Source organism: Tardiphaga sp. vice154 (assembly GCF_007018645.1).
Classification (GTDB): Bacteria; Pseudomonadota; Alphaproteobacteria; order Rhizobiales; family Xanthobacteraceae; genus Tardiphaga.
This window is the reverse complement of the sequence record NZ_CP041399.1, coordinates 4,353,375-4,365,841: the sequence shown is the minus strand read 5'-3', so window position 1 is coordinate 4,365,841 and position 12,467 is coordinate 4,353,375. Positions and strand designations below refer to the sequence as shown.

General features: G+C 63.7%; 9 protein-coding genes. 7 read left to right on the top strand and 2 right to left on the bottom strand.

All coding sequences use genetic code 11. The features are described from left to right. The first annotated feature begins 244 nt into the window (after positions 1-244). The 7 genes from FIU28_RS20415 (at position 245) to FIU28_RS20385 (ending at position 9,780) form a co-directional block, all read left to right on the top strand. A complete protein-coding gene (locus FIU28_RS20415) occupies positions 245-1,135 on the top strand; it encodes an outer membrane protein (protein ID WP_143574963.1) in 891 nt (296 codons plus the stop codon). Between the two features lie 141 nt (positions 1,136-1,276). Next, the gene (locus tag FIU28_RS20410; RefSeq protein ID WP_143574962.1) at positions 1,277-2,113 is read left to right on the top strand and encodes an outer membrane protein; all 837 of its coding nucleotides are present in this window, start codon (positions 1,277-1,279) and stop codon (positions 2,111-2,113) included. Positions 2,114-2,172: 59 nt separating this feature from the next. Next, a complete protein-coding gene (locus tag FIU28_RS20405; RefSeq protein WP_143576311.1) occupies positions 2,173-2,754 on the top strand; it encodes a glutathione S-transferase family protein in 582 nt (193 codons plus the stop codon). A gap of 120 nt (positions 2,755-2,874) precedes the next feature. After that, the gene (locus FIU28_RS20400; protein ID WP_143574961.1) at positions 2,875-4,047 is read left to right on the top strand and encodes a phosphoserine transaminase; all 1,173 of its coding nucleotides are present in this window, start codon (positions 2,875-2,877) and stop codon (positions 4,045-4,047) included. A 207-nt stretch (positions 4,048-4,254) separates the two neighbouring features. Next, positions 4,255-5,844: a phosphoglycerate dehydrogenase gene (serA, locus tag FIU28_RS20395; protein ID WP_143574960.1), complete on the top strand. Its 1,590-nt coding sequence runs from the start codon at positions 4,255-4,257 to the stop codon at positions 5,842-5,844. Positions 5,845-6,143: 299 nt separating this feature from the next. Further along, on the top strand, positions 6,144-7,823 hold the full coding sequence (locus FIU28_RS20390; RefSeq protein ID WP_143574959.1) for a methyl-accepting chemotaxis protein: 1,680 nt from the start codon (positions 6,144-6,146) through the stop codon (positions 7,821-7,823). A 271-nt stretch (positions 7,824-8,094) separates the two neighbouring features. Further along, positions 8,095-9,780 (top strand): methyl-accepting chemotaxis protein, encoded by a 1,686-nt coding sequence (locus tag FIU28_RS20385; RefSeq protein WP_143574958.1) that lies wholly within the window; start codon positions 8,095-8,097, stop codon positions 9,778-9,780. Between the two features lie 74 nt (positions 9,781-9,854). Here FIU28_RS20385 and FIU28_RS20380 read toward each other — a convergent pair whose 3' ends face one another. Both FIU28_RS20380 and FIU28_RS20375 read right to left on the bottom strand, forming a co-directional pair. Next, positions 9,855-11,210, bottom strand: coding sequence for an esterase-like activity of phytase family protein (locus tag FIU28_RS20380; protein WP_143574957.1), 1,356 nt, complete (start codon positions 11,208-11,210; stop codon positions 9,855-9,857). A 214-nt stretch (positions 11,211-11,424) separates the two neighbouring features. Further along, complete coding sequence (locus tag FIU28_RS20375; RefSeq protein ID WP_441351310.1) at positions 11,425-12,399, bottom strand: Bug family tripartite tricarboxylate transporter substrate binding protein; 975 nt, start codon at positions 12,397-12,399, stop codon at positions 11,425-11,427. Positions 12,400-12,467 lie beyond the last annotated feature (68 nt).

Below are 12,467 nucleotides of genomic sequence, written 5' to 3'. Positions count from 1 at the left end.
CGTGTAGGGGTCCCCGCGTTCGCGGGGACGACACACTGACACTGCGTGCTCGACCACTGATATCAACACTTTGTTAGTAAGTGTGGCACGCGCATCGCTCGATCGCGCCCGGCAATGCCGTTCCACATGAATTGTCAACCTTAATTGTTAGGGTTAAGTGCCGCTTAAGAAATTGCTGGCATCCTCTTGCCATGAGTTTTGAGTGTGGGGCCATCGAGTGCTCCTTTGTAAGAGGACGAACCCAATGAATAGGAACAAGTCGATCCTGGCCCTCGGCGCGGCAGCTCTGATGTCCAGCGTGAGTTTCGTCGGCTCTGCCGTCGCCGCCGACATGGCGATGCGCGGGCCGCAGACCTACTACGCCCCGCCGCCGCCGCCGGTCGAAGAATTCGGCGGCTGGTATCTGCGCGGCGATATCGGCATGAGCAACCAGAAGGTCAAACGCCTCGAGACCCCGGCGGGCGTCGGGTACAACGCGCCGAACACCGTTCTGGATTCGCAGTCGCTGGCTTTCGATAGTGCCGGCATCTACCAGATCGGCGTCGGCTACCAGTTCAATTCCTGGTTCCGCGGCGACGTCACCGGCCAGTATCGCGGCAGTGCGAATTTCCACGGCAACGACCGCTTCTCCTTCACGGGTGCTGCCAATGCCGGCATCGTGCAGTCGGAGCAGTACGGCGGCCGCAAGAGCGAATGGGTCGTGATGGCCAACGGCTATGTCGATCTCGGCACCTGGTGGTGCGTGACCCCGTTCATCGGCGCCGGCGTCGGCATGGCGCGGGTCGAGGTGGCTAACTTCACCGACCAGAACCTGCAGTTCCGTCCGGGCGTCGGCACCTTCGCCGGGCAGGCCTCCGCGGACTCGGCGTCGAAGTGGAATTTCGCCTGGGCGCTGCACACCGGCCTGGCGTACAAGGCCACGCCGAACATGACCGTCGAACTCGGCTACAGCTATATGAACCTCGGCAATGGCGTCACCGGGTCGCTGACGCCCTATACCGGCGTCGTTCCCGGCCAGTACGCAGTCACCTTCAAGGACATCACCTCGCATGACGTGAAGCTCGGCGTCCGCTGGAACCTCGACAGCCCGGCCGTTTACGCGCCGCCGCCGCCGCCGTTGATCCGCAAGGGCTGATCTCTCGGATCACTTCGATACTTCATGAACGGCGCAGGAATTTTCCCGCGCCGTTTTGTTTGTGTAGTTGGTGTTCGGCAACCATTGATTAACGTTAACAAGGGATGATCGCGTCAGTCCAAAAAATCGAGGATGTTGGTAATGCGTCATTTTCTGATCGCCATTGTGATGTTCGGCAGCGTGGTGCAGGGCGCCGCGGCAGCCGACATGCCGGACTTTCCGGTTCTTCGTGGCGGGTTTTCTGACGTGCCGACCAGGACGATCAACTGGCAGGGCGGCTATATCGGCGGTCAGGTGGCCTATGGATCGGTAGATACCAAATTCGGCGGCTCCAACTCCGACCTGACGTCCAGCATTCTGGCCAATACCCTTGTCGGAAGCGAAATGGGCATTTCGCAATGGCCGCTCGGCTTCCGCAATCAGTCCGGTCATTCGGAAGCCTATGGCGGCTTCGCGGGCTACAATTCGCAATGGGAAGACGTCGTCATCGGCCTCGAGATGAATTATGTCCATGGCAAGTTTGGTGGCGTGTCCAGCGGTGACATGTCGCGCTACTCGTTGCTGTCGGACAACAACTATCACTCGGTCACCTCGCAGGCATCGAGTTCGATCGCGATCAGCGATATCGGCACCTTCCGGGCCCGCGCCGGCTATGCCATCGGCGGTTTCCTGCCCTATGCCTTCGGCGGTCTGGCGCTCGGCCAGGCGGATATCGTGCGGACGGCTTTTGTATCGGACTTCGTTACGCCGGGGCCGGGGTCGACGACGCCCGCCAATCTGCTCGGGCGCCAGCTCGGTCGTGGTATCGAGGACGGCAAATACAGCCATCTGATCTACGGCTACACCGCCGGCCTCGGCTTCGACATGGCGATTGTCGGCGGCCTGTTCCTGCGCGGCGAGTGGGAATACATCCGCTTCACCTCGAAGGTGGAAACCAGCATCAACACCGTGCGCGCCGGCGTCGGCTACAAGTTCTGAGGCCGGTTGACAGCGTCGGCAATCGCTGTTGCTCTCTGATGGCGGAGGGCCCACGAATGTTGAAAATTTACGGCGATCTGAATTCCGGCAATTGCCTGAAGGTGAAGTGGGTGTGCGATGCGCTCGCGCAGCCCTATGAGTGGATCGCCATCGACACGATGAAGGGCGAGAGCCGGACGCCGGAATTTCTCGCGCTGAATGGCGCGGGGCAGGTGCCCGTCGTGGTTCTGGACGACGGCCGCGCGCTGGCGCAATCTAACGCTATCGTCCGCTATCTGGCCCGCGACAGCGCGTTCATTCCGGCCGACGCCTATCAGCAGGCCAAGATGGATGAATGGCTGTTCTGGGAGCAATACAGCCACGAGCCCTATATCGCGACCTGCCGCTTCCAGATGGTCTATCTCGGCCGTCCCGTGTCGGATCTCGACCCCGACAAGGTGAAACGCGGCTATTTCGCGCTGGCGCGGATGGAGCAGCAACTGGCGCATCAGCGATATTTCGTCGGCGACAGGGTGACGCTCGCCGACATCGCCCTGCTGGCCTATACGCGCGTCGCCCATCAGGGCGGCTTCCATCTCGACGGCTACGCCGCGATCCGACGCTGGATTGCGGATGCGGAGCAGGCGCTAGGCGTGGTGTGAACGCCGCACCGATCACCGAGGCGTGTCCAGATCTGTCTTGACGGTTACCGTCGGTTCCCATATCCACGCCGGCGGGCCACCTCCCCCCAACGGGAGGCTTGCTATCTGGAAGGATAGATCATGACCGCTACCAGACCGACCGCGCGCCCCCATGTGCCGCATTTCTCCTCCGGCCCCTGCGCCAAGCGCCCCGGATGGACCCCCGAAAAACTCAGTGACGCCACGCTCGGCCGCTCGCATCGCGCGAAAGTCGGCAAGGCCAAGCTCAAGCTCGCCATCGATCTGACCCGCGAAGTGCTGGAAGTGCCGGCCGACTATCGGATCGGTATCGTGCCGGCGTCCGACACCGGCGCCGTCGAAATGGCGCTGTGGTCGCTGCTCGGCGCGCGCCCTGTCACCACGATCGCCTGGGAGTCGTTTGGCGAAGGCTGGGTGTCGGATATCGTCAAGGAGCTCAAGCTCAAGGACGTCACGAAGCTGAAAGCGGCCTATGGCGAGATCCCCGATCTCTCCACCGTCGATCCGAAGTCCGACGTGGTCTTCACCTGGAACGGCACCACCTCCGGCGTCCGCGTGCCGAACGCTGACTGGATCGCGGCCGACCGCGAAGGCCTGACGATCTGCGACGCGACGTCGGCGGCGTTCGCACAGAAGCTCGATTGGGCCAAGCTCGATGTCGTGACCTTCTCCTGGCAGAAGGCGCTGGGCGGCGAGGCCGCGCACGGCATGCTGGTGCTGTCGCCGCGCGCCGTCGAACGGCTCGAGAGCTACACGCCGGCCTGGCCGCTGCCGAAAATCTTCCGCATGACCAAGGGCGGCAAGATCATGGAAGGCATCTTCCAGGGCGAGACCATCAACACGCCGTCGATGTTGTGCGTCGAGGACTATCTCGATGCGCTGGGCTGGGCCAAGTCGGTCGGCGGACTGAATGCGCTGGTCGCGCGTGCCGACGCCAACACCAAGGTTCTGGCGGACTGGAAGGCGCGCACGCCGTGGGTGGATTTCCTCGCTGTGGATGCCGCGATCCGCTCCAACACCTCGGTGTGCATGAAGGTGATCGATCCTGCGATCACCGCGTTGTCGGCCGATGCCCAGGCCGACTTCGCCAAGAAGCTGGTCGCCATGGTGGAGAAGGAAGCCGCCGGTTACGACTTCGCGCATTACCGCGACGCTCCCCCCGGCCTGCGCATCTGGTGCGGCGCCACGGTGGAAGCCAGCGACGTCGAAATCCTGACGCAGTGGATCGACTGGGCCTTCGCCGAGATGAAGGCGAGCCTCGCCAAAGCGGCGTAAGCGCGCGTTTTCTTACTTCCCTCTCCCCTTGTGGGAGAGGGTGGCCGCGCGAAGCGCGGACGGGTGAGGGGGTGCCACGAACTCCGAGCCTAGCATTACCCCTCATCCGACGCGGCCTATCGGCCGCGCCACCTTCTCCCACAAGGGGAGAAGGAAGTGGGCACCGCGCTCGTTTCACTGACATCCCACTAATTGCAGGATCATCCCATGCCCGCCCCCAAAGTACTCATTTCCGACGCTCTTTCTCCCGCTGCCGTCCAGATCTTTCGGGATCGCGGTATCGAGGTCGACTTCCAGCCCAACCTCGGCAAGGACAAGGACAAGCTCGCCGAAATCATCGGCAACTATGACGGCCTCGCCATCCGCTCGGCCACCAAGGCCACCGAAAAGATCCTCGCCCGCGCGACGCGCCTGAAAGTGATCGGCCGCGCCGGCATCGGCGTCGACAATGTCGAGATTCCCGCCGCCACCGCGCGCGGCATCATCGTGATGAACACGCCGTTCGGTAATTCCATCACCACCGCCGAACACGCCATCACCCTGATGATGGCGCTGGCGCGCGAGATCCCGCAGGCGGATGCCTCCACACAGGCCGGCAAGTGGGAGAAGAACCGCTTCATGGGCGTCGAGATCACCAACAAGACGCTCGGCGTGATCGGTTGCGGCAATATCGGCGCGATCGTCGCCGACCGCGCGCTCGGCCTGAAAATGAAGGTGATCGCGTTCGATCCGTTCCTGTCGCCGGAGCGCGCCAAGGATATCGGCGTCGAGAAGGTCGAGCTTGATGAGTTGCTGAAGCGCGCCGATTTCATCACGCTGCATACTCCGCTCACCGACAAGACCAGAAACATCATCGATGCCGCGGCGATCGCGAAGATGAAGCCCGGCGTACGCATCATCAATTGCGCGCGCGGCGGCCTGGTCGATGAGGCCGCTTTGGCGGCGGCGCTGGGATCCAAGCATGTCGCGGGCGCGGCCTTCGACGTGTTCGTCGAGGAGCCCGCCACCACCAACGTGCTGTTCGGCCACCCCAACGTGATCTGCACGCCGCATCTTGGGGCGGCGACCACCGAGGCACAGGAGAACGTGGCGCTCCAGGTCGCCGAGCAGATGTCGGACTATCTGTTGACCGGCGCGATTTCCAATGCGGTCAATTTCCCCTCGATCACCGCGGAAGAGGCGCCGAAGCTGAAGCCATTCGTGGCACTTGCCGAAAAGCTGGGATCCTTTGCCGGCCAGCTCACCGAGAGCGGCATCATCAAGGTCACCATCACCTATGAGGGCGCGGTCGGCGAGATGAAGATCAGGGCGCTGACCTCGGCGGCGCTCACCGGCCTGCTGCGGCCGATGCTCGGCGACGTCAATTTCGTCAGCGCGCCGATCGTTGCCAAGGACCGCGGCATGGTGGTGGATGAAGTCGTCCGCGCCGCCCAGAGCGACTATGAAAGCCTGATCACGGTGACGGTCACGACCGAGACCCAGGAGCGCTCGGTGTCCGGCACGGTCTATGCCGACGGTCAGCCGCGCCTCGTCGACATCAAGGGCATCCGGGTCGATGCCGAATTCGGCAAGTCGATGATCTACGTCACCAACGAGGACAAGCCCGGCTTCATCGGCAAGTTCGCGTCGTTGCTCGGCGACGCCAAGCTCAATATCGCCACCTTCCATCTCGGTCGCAACAGCAAGGGCGGCGACGCGATTGCGCTGGTCGAGGTCGATGGTGCGGTACCGAACGAAGTGCTGGCGAAGGTGCAGAAGCTGCCGCAGGTCAAGCAGGCCAAGGCGCTGACGTTCTGAGAAAGCCAGAGGGAGCGCTCGCCGTTGTGCGGGCCAACGTCACGCCTCGTCCCCCGTCAAATCCCCGTCCGCAAGGCGGGGATTTTTCATGGTGGTCTCAGCCGGTTGGCCACGGGACAGCCCAGGAGTCGTGAAACGCGCGTTGGCCGGGCGACTTGCACGCAGATCTACGGGAGCCGGTCATCAGACAAGCTTAAGGTGTTCAGACAAGCTTAAGGTGTTCAGACAAGCTTAAGGTGTAAAGGATAGTTTCGGCAATTGAAATCCGGCAGCCGCCGGCTCGGCGCCGGAGAAATATCGTGAGATTGAACAATCTTCGCATTACGTCCAAGCTCGTCATTCTGGTCGCCGTCACCATGATCGGTTTGTGCGCCGCCGGTATTCTGGCGGCCTACCTGGTCAAGAGCGAGATGCTCGCGGCGCGCACCGAGCAGTTGAAGTCGATCGTCGAACTCGGCACCAACGTCGCGGCCAACGTGCAGAAGGACGTCGCGGCCGGCAAGATCAGCAAGGAAGCTGCCACCGCCGAACTGGTCCGCCGCATCGAGCCGATGACCTACGACAATGGCAACTACCTGTTTATCTACACGATGGACGGCGTCGTCGTGCATCTGCCAGGCTTCAAGGCGGGATCCGACCGGCTGAACACCTTGGTCAATGGCGTGCCCGTGACCCGCGAATTTCGTGACGGCGTCGCCGCCAAGGGCTGGGCGCTTTTGACCTATGAGTTCGCCAAGCCCAATGCTCAGGTGCTGTCGCGCAAGATGGGCTATGCGGCAGCGCTTCCCGGCTGGAACATGTTCATCGCCACCGGCGCCTATCTCGACGACCTCGACGAGCACCTCAAGCCGATCATCTGGGCGCTTGGCCTCGCGATGGTGGGCATCGCCGCCGTCGCCGGCCTGATCGCCTGGCTGATCGGCCGCAGCATCACCGGGCCGCTCCGCCAGCTCGGCACGCGGATGGGGACGCTGGCCAATGGCGCGATCGACGATGCAATTCCCTGTGTCGAGCGCGGTGACGAGGTCGGCGCCATGGCCAAGACCGTTCAGGTGTTCAAGGACAACGCGCTGCGGATTCGCGGGCTGGATCAGGATGCGGTCGCAGCGCAGGGCCGCGCCGCAGCCGATCGTCACGCCGCGATGGAGAGCATCGCCGACGAGTTCGAGCGCAGCGTCAACGGCATCGTCCGTTCGGTCTCGACCGCGGCGTCCGGTATGCAGGTCACCGCTCGATCGATGACGGCAACCGCGTCTGATGCCAGTGCACGCGCCGCCACGGTGGGCTCTGCGTCGCAACGATCCTCGGACGATGTGGGGACGGTCGCGTCGGCGGCGGAGGAATTGTCGGCGTCGGTCAACGAGGTGCTGCGCCAGGTCGCGCAATCGACCGAAGTGGCCAGCCGCGCGGTGAGCGATGCCGAGCGCACCAATGCCACCGTGCAGTTGCTGTCGCGCGGCGCCGAGAAGATCGGCGAGGTGGTGCAACTGATCCATAACATCGCATCGCAGACCAACCTGCTGGCGCTCAACGCCACCATCGAGGCGGCGCGCGCCGGCGAATCCGGCCGTGGCTTCGCCGTCGTGGCCAGCGAGGTGAAGGCGCTGGCGAGCCAGACCGCCAAGGCGACTGAAGAAATCTCCGCCCAGGTCTCGGCCATGCAGGCCTCGACCAGCGAGGCGGTGGCGTCGATCACCGGCATCACCGGCACGATCGGGGAGATGAGCGAGATCACCAGCCGCATTTCCGGCGCCGTCGAGGAACAGGGCAAGGCGACGCGCGAGATTGCGCAGAGCATCCAGTCGGTCGCAGCCGGCGCCAGCGAGATCAGCCACAATATCGGTGGCGTCACCGCCTCTGCCGAGGCCACCGGTGCGGCGGCGTCGCAGGTGCTGTCCAGCGCCCGCGAATTGGACAGTCAGTCCGGCATGCTGCGTGCAGCGGTCAGCGACTTCCTCAGCAAGGTCCGGGCGGCGTGAGGTTACTTTCCTCGTCGCTGCAGCCTGGACATGGACGATCATGTGCCGTCCTTGTTGCAGATCGAGCTGTTCGCCATGCCGGCGCCGGTTGCTGATCTCCAGATCCGACCGCCGCTGTACGGAAATGCCGCTTTTGCGCGAAGGCATTTTCTGCGACAACGACATGTTGCATTTTTCCGTAGTTCCACGGATTCGGTTGCTAATCACTGGCTAGCATATGAACGCTACTGTCGAACCAAGTCCGCCGCCGCGACCGTTCGGGAGATATCCAGTGAAATTGAACAACCTGCGCATCACCTCCAAGCTGGTCATCCTGCTAGCGGTAACGCTGGTGGGGCTGTGTGCAGCCGGCCTGCTCGCCGCCAATCTGGTGCAGAAGGAAATGCTGTCGGCGCGGATCGACCAGACCAAGGCCATTGTCGAGTCGGCTCGCAACATGGCGATCGGGCTGCAAAAGCAGGTCGATGCCGGCCAGTTCACCAAGGAAGCCGCGATCGCCGAGTTCAGCCGCCGCGCCCAGACCATGACCTACGACAATGGCGCCGGCTACGTGTTCGCCTACACCATGGACGGCGTCACGTTCTCGTCGCCGGATCCCAAGACCATCGGACAAAACCGGCTGGACGTGCAGACCAACAACAGGGCGCTGGTCCGCGAGATGCGCGACGGCGTTGCCGCCAAGGGCGATGTCACGCTGCGCTACGAAATCAAGAAGCCGGGCTCGGAAGATCTGATCCGGAAGATATCCTACGCGGTGGCGATCCCCGGCTGGAACATGTTCGTCGGCACCGGCGCCTATCTCGACGATATCAATGCCAAGCTGGCGCCGATCTTGTGGGCGCTCGGCCTGGCAATCGTCGCCATCGGCGCGATTGCCGGCCTGATCGCCTGGCTGATCGGGCGCAGCATCACCGGTCCGCTCGGGCAACTCGGCGCGCGCATGGAGACGCTGGCCAACGGCGCGCTCGATGACAGCATTCCCGGCGTGGCGCGCGGCGACGAGGTCGGCGCTATGGCCAAGACCGTGCAGGTCTTTAAGGACAACGCGCTCCGCATCCGCGGCCTCGAGCAGGTCGAAGCCGACGCCCAGACTCGCGTCGCCGCCGAGCGCCGCGCGGCGATGCAAAGCATCGCCGACGAGTTCGAGCGCAGCGTCAATGGTATCGTCCGTTCGGTCGCCACCGCGGCGACGGATATGCAGACCACGGCGCAGTCGATGACCGCGACGGCGTCTGACGCCAGTTCACGCGCCGCCACCGTGGGCGCCGCCTCGCAGCGCTCCTCCGACGATGTCGGCACGGTGGCCTCCGCCGCCGAGGAGTTGTCGGCGTCGGTCAACGAGGTGTTGCGTCAGGTGGCGCAGTCGACCCACGTCGCCAGCCGCGCCGTGAGCGATGCCGAGCGCACCAATGCCACCGTGCAATTGCTGTCGCGCGGCGCCGAGAAGATCGGCGAGGTGGTGCAACTGATCCATAACATCGCTTCGCAGACCAACCTGCTGGCGCTCAACGCCACCATCGAGGCGGCGCGCGCCGGCGAATCCGGCCGTGGCTTCGCCGTCGTGGCCAGCGAGGTGAAGGCGCTGGCGAGCCAGACCGCCAAGGCGACCGAAGAAATCTCGGCGCAGGTGTCGGCCATGCAGGCCTCGACCAGCGAGGCGGTGGCGTCGATCACCGGCATCACCGGCACCATCGGGGAGATGAGCGAGATCACCAGCCGCATCTCCGGTGCGGTCGAGGAGCAGGGCAAGGCGACCCGCGAGATCGCGCAGAGCATCCAGTCGGTCGCCGCCGGCGCCCACGAGATCAGCAACAATATCAGCGGCGTCACCGCCTCTGCCGAGGCCACCGGTGCGGCGGCGTCGCACGTGCTGTCCAATGCACGAGACCTCGACGGCCAGTCCGGCATGCTGCGTGCAGCGGTCAGCGACTTCCTCAGCAAGGTCCGCGCAGCGTAGCCCTTGCTTTCCCTCCCCCACGAGGGGGGAGGGAACGATCAACGCGGGCTCCTCCGCCCGATCGCTTCTTTCGCTTACTTCGCCTTCAGGAAATCAGCGACTTCCAGCAGCACGAATTCGTTGTCGTCGGCCTTGTTGGGATCGCGGCTCGACGAGAACGGCAGGTTGTTGTCGTTGCCGACGATGATGTGCGTTGCATCGACGAGATCGACGTTCTCGATGGTGAAGAACGGGAAGGTCAGCACGCCGTCGTTCAGCGGCTTGCGGGCCACCTTGTCGGGGTCCTGGATCTTCATCAGGTCGATGAAGCCGATCTTGCGCACCGGCTTGCCGACATTGGCGTCGTTCATCTCGATCTTGAACACACGCTTGAACTTCGCCAGATCCGGGAAGCAGTCGGTGCCGCGCTTGCCCTCGGCGCAGGCCTTGTCCTTGGTCCCTTCGCCATTGTCGCGCTCGATGATCAGGCCGTTGTCGGCGCTGATCATGTTAAAATCGCCGATCGCATGGCCATTGTTCTCGAACACATACTGCCAGTAACGCCCGGTGAACTTCTCCGCCTTGACGTCGAACTCGAGAATTCGCGCGGCTTCCTTGCCGTCGACCTTCTCCCAATCCTTCTTCTCGGCATCCCAGATCGGGCCTTCCAGCAGGCCGTACAGGAAGCGGCCGTCCTTCGACGCCGCAAAGCCTTCATAGCCCTTGGAGCGGCGCAGGTTGACGTTGGTGAAGGTGGCGCCCGGCGCGCCAGGCGACTGCACCTGCCAATGGTCCGGCGAACGCACCGGCTTGCCGTCGGCGACGGTGTCGAACACGGCAAGAACCTTACCGGTCATGTCGGCCTTGATGATATAGGGGCCGAATTCCTCGCCGAGCCAGAAGTTGCCGTCGACGATCTGGAAGCCTTCGGTGTCGACGTCGGCGCCGGTGAGATAGCGCTTCGCGGTGTCCTCGTGGACGATGCGGAACGGCACCTTCTTGTCGGGGTCGTGCAGGAACACGGTGGCCTGGCGTTCGACCTTGCCGTTCTTCCAGTCGATCTTGTGGTGATTGAGATAGATCATGTAGTCGGCGGAGGTGTAACGCGAGCCGGCGCCGTTGTCGGTCAGCACCCAGAACGAACCGTCTGGCATCACCTTGATGCCGGAATGGCCCTGCAGCGGCTGGCCCTTCATCGGCAATGCGACGCCGGTTTCGCGCTCATAGGACTTGCCCATCACGGTGCCCAGCGCATCGACGCGCTTGCCGGTGGTGTATTTGCCCGAGGTCTTCAGGTCGTTCGGCGCATCCGCCGGGGCCTCGATGGTCGACAGCGCCGGCAGCACGGCGTGGCCGGCGAGCTTGGCGGGAAACTCGCCCTCGCTTTGCGCAAAGGCCGCGGACGACAGCAGCACGATCGACGCGACGGAACAGAGCAGTGAATGGCGCATGGTGGTTCTCCCAGAGCTATTGACGTGGCGAGTTCTGGGGGGTGGTCGTTACGGCCTGCTGACGGTTTGACGACGGGAGCGTGACAGTCGGGGAGAGCGGTGGGACATGACGCCGCGCTGCGGGTTAGTGCGCGCGCGTGTCTCTCGACATCTTTTCCACGTCGTCCCGGCTTGCGCTCCCACGCTGGCTCGCCGGGACGATACAGATTGGATTTTACTGCTTCTCGATCTTCGCGTTGGTGATCAGTCTCTCCCACAGCACCAGTTGCTCCTTCACGAACGTATCGAGCTCCTCCGGCGTCCCTGAAAACGCGTCCATGCCGAGCTCCGCCAGCCGGGCCTTCATCTCCGGCTTCTCGACGATCTTGCGGATCTCGCTGTTCAGCCTCGTCACGATCTCCTTCGGCAGGCCGGCGGGGCCGAAATAGGCCTGCCAGGAGGTGATGTTGAAATCCGGTACGCCGGCTTCCTGCATGGTGGGCAGCTCCGGCACCAGCGGCGAGCGCTTGGTCGTGGTGACGGCGAGTGCGCGCAGCGCCTTGCCGGTGACGTGCGGCAGGCCGCTCGGCACGTCGGTGAACATCATGTCGATGCGGCCGCCGATCACGTCGTTCATCGCCGGTGGCGAGCTCTTGTAGGGCACATGCAGCATCTCGATGCCGGCGTTGCGCGCAAAAGTGGCGCCCGACACGATCGCCGACGAACTGCCGGACGCATAGGTCAGCTTGCCCGGATTGTCACGGCCGTAGGCCACCAACTCGGCGACCGTCTGGGCCTTCACGTCGTTGTTGACCACCAGCATGAAGGGCAGGTCGCCGGTGCGCGCAATCGCCGTGAAATCCTTCACCGGATCGTACGTCATGGTCTTGAGCAGGAAGGGGTTCGCCGAATGCGATGTGTTGGTGGTGACGAACAAGGTGTAACCATCCGGCGCCGCACGCGCGACATAGGTCGCCGCGATCGAGCCGTTGGCGCCGGGCTTGTTCTCGATCACGATCGGCACACCGAGCGCTATGCCGAGCTGCTGGGAGATGATCCGCGTGGTCACATCGGTGCCGGAGCCGGCGGCAAACGGCAATACCAGCGTGACGGTGCGGTTCGGGTAGGTTGAAGTCTGTGCGGATGCGGCGCTGGTGAGGCTTGCTGTAACAACAGCGGCAGCCAACCATCGAATTCCGTGACGCAAAATCATTCTGTCGCTCTCCCTGCGCGCCGGCCTTGGTGGCCGGCTGTTGTTGCGGGCAGGCTAAACGAGGT